The organism is Streptomyces sp. E2N166 (assembly GCF_003671715.1).
GTDB classification, from domain to species: Bacteria; Actinomycetota; Actinomycetes; order Streptomycetales; family Streptomycetaceae; genus Streptomyces; species Streptomyces thinghirensis.
On record NZ_RAIF01000032.1, the window covers coordinates 326,583 to 329,164 of the forward strand.

The 2,582-nt window shown below is 74.7% G+C and carries 1 protein-coding gene and 1 pseudogene; one reads left to right on the forward strand and one right to left on the reverse strand.

Features of this window, described 5'->3' with window-relative positions; genetic code table 11:
- A partial coding sequence (treY, locus tag EBH09_RS28555; protein WP_121751049.1) for a malto-oligosyltrehalose synthase occupies positions 1-2,183 on the reverse strand: 2,183 nt, incomplete at its 3' end.
- 81 nt (positions 2,184-2,264) lie between these two features.
- On the opposite strand from treY, the pseudogene EBH09_RS39255 reads away from it, so the two are divergent.
- Positions 2,265-2,582 (forward strand): annotated as a pseudogene (locus EBH09_RS39255) (MFS transporter); the annotation flags it as partial.

Sequence of the window (2,582 nt, forward strand, 5' to 3'; positions counted from 1 at the left end):
GCCGCGTGACCCTCGGCGGGCAGCGGCTCGTACGTCGCCGCGTCGCCGAACGCGTCGGGGCGCCGCGCGCGCAGCGCGAGCGCCGCCCGGGTCACCGCGCCCTTCTCACCGCCCTCACCGCCCTCGCCGGCCTCACCGCCCTCTCCGAACCGCACGGGACGGCGGTTGTCCGGGTCCACCAGGGAGAGGTACTCGTGCTCTGTGCCCTGGTAGAGGTCCGGCACCCCCGGCATCGTCAGGTGCGTCAGGGCCGTGCCGAGGACGTTGGCCCGGATGTGCGGTTCCAGGGCGTCGCGGAAGGCGAGCACCCGCTCGCCCGGCGCGCCGCACGGCCCCGCCGCCACGAACCCGGCCACCGCCTCCTCGTACGGCGGCTCCTGCTCCGTCCAGCTGGTGTACATCCCCGCCTCGCGCACGTGCTTCAGCAGCGCCTCCCGCACGCGCTCGCCCTCCGCCGGCCCCAGCCCGAACACCGTCTGCCAGGCCGCCCACGCCAGCTGCGCGTCCGGCACGCCCTCCCCGGTGCGGGTGACCTCCGTGAGGACGTCCGCCCACCGCTCGGGACACTCCGTGAGCACGGCCAGCGCGGCGCGCACGTCGGCGCTGCGCTTGGTGTCGTGCGTCGAGACCACCGTGCCGGTCGCGGGCCAGTCGCGCTGCACGCGCGCGCAGTAAGCGTGGAACTCCTCCGGCGACAGGGCCGGACTCCCCGGGTTCCCGCCCACCTCGGTCGCCGAAAGCAGCGGCACGTAGCGGTAGAACGCCGTGTCCTCCACCGACTTGGCGCGCAGCGCCGACGCCGTCTGCGCGAACCGCGTACGGAACTCCACGTGCTCCGGCCCGTCCCCGAACCGCCCCAGCACCAGGCCCCGCACGACGTCCACCGCACCGGCCTCCTCCGGCACCGCGAACGCGAGCCGCGCCTCGGCCGCCGCCTCCTCCGTGACGACCGACGCCGCGTCCACCGACGCGTACGGCCGGTACACCTCCAGCCGCACCAGCAGCTCCCGCAGCGCCGTGCGCAACGCCCACGGCGCCCGGTCGCGCAGCGCGGCGTCCGGGGAGGCGACGCACAGGCGGTGGGCCACCCGGGTCAGCCGGTCCATCTCGGTGGCCAGCTCGTGCGTGAGCACCTTGTACGCCGCCCGCCGCACCGTCGCCGCCCAGTCGCCGCCCCGGTCCGTCTGCGGGGCGGCGAACCTGCGGTACTGGCCGAGGAGTTCCCCGTACCCGGCCGGGTCGGTGAAGAGCCCGTCGATGTGCCGCAGGGCGTCGTAGCCGGTCGTGCCCGCGACGGGCCAGGCGGCGGGCAGCCGCTCGCCGTCCGCGAGGATCTTCTCCACGACCGTCCACCGGCCGCCGCTCGCCTCGTGCAGCCGCCCGAGGTAGGTGTCGGGGTCGGCGAGGCCGTCGGGGTGGTCGACGCGCAGACCGTCGACCACACCCTCGTGCAGCAGCCGCAGAATCGTGGCGTGCGTCGCCTCGAACACCTCCGGGTCCTCCACGCGTACGCCGATGAGCTCGGAGATGCTGAAGAAGCGCCGGTAGTTCAGGTCGGTGCGGGCGAGCCGCCACCACACGGGGCGGTACCACTGCGCGTCCAGCAGCTGCGGCAGCGGCAGGTCACCGGTGCCGTCCCGCAGAGGGAACGCGTGGTCGTGGTAGCGCAGTACGTCGCCGTCGACCCGGAACTCGTCCAGCACCTCGCCGACCGGGGCGCCGAGCACCGGCATCAGCACCTGGCCGCCCTGGGCCTCCCAGTCGATGTCGAACCACCGCGTGTACGGCGACTTCGGTCCCTCCCGCAGCACCTCCCACAGGGCGCGGTTGTGCCGGGGCGACATCGCCATGTGGTTCGGCACGATGTCCACCACCAGGCCGAGACCGTGCTCCCGCGCGGTGCGCGCCAGCGCCCGCAGTCCCTCCTCGCCGCCCAGTTCCCCGCGCACGCGCCCGTGGTCCACGACGTCGTAGCCGTGCGGCGAGCCCGGCACGGCCTCCAGCACCGGGGACAGGTGCAGGTGCGTGACGCCGAGCGAGGCCAGGTACGGCACGGCCGCCGCCGCGGCCGAGAAGGGGAACTCGGGCTGCAACTGCAGCCGATACGTGGCCAGGGGGGCCAGGGGGGCTGTGGAGGCCGTGGGGATCGTTGGCACCGCCGGGTCGGGTCGCTCAGGTGTCATGGAAACCTACGTACCCGTCTCGCCGCCTTTCGTGTCATCGGCCCCTCCACGGGCGTACGCGCGCGTGGCTGGCTTCGAGCGATGGGAAGCAGTGGAGGCACCGGACGGCGAGGCGCGCTGGAGACGTACCGAGAGGTGATCGGCCTGACCGGGCCGCTGCTGCCGGTGGTGTCCTTCCTGGGACGGCTGCCGACGGCCACGATCCAGTTGGGCAGCGTCCTGCTGGTCGCCCGCACCAGCGGCTCGCTGGCCGTCGCGGGGCTGACCGGCGGAGCGCTCGCCGTCGGCCAGGTCGCCTGCGGCCCGCTGGTCGGCCGGCTCGCGGACCGGCATGGCCAGCGCACCGTCGTCCTGGTCTTCGGACTGGCCAACGCCGTCGCGATCGCCGCCCTGGTGGCC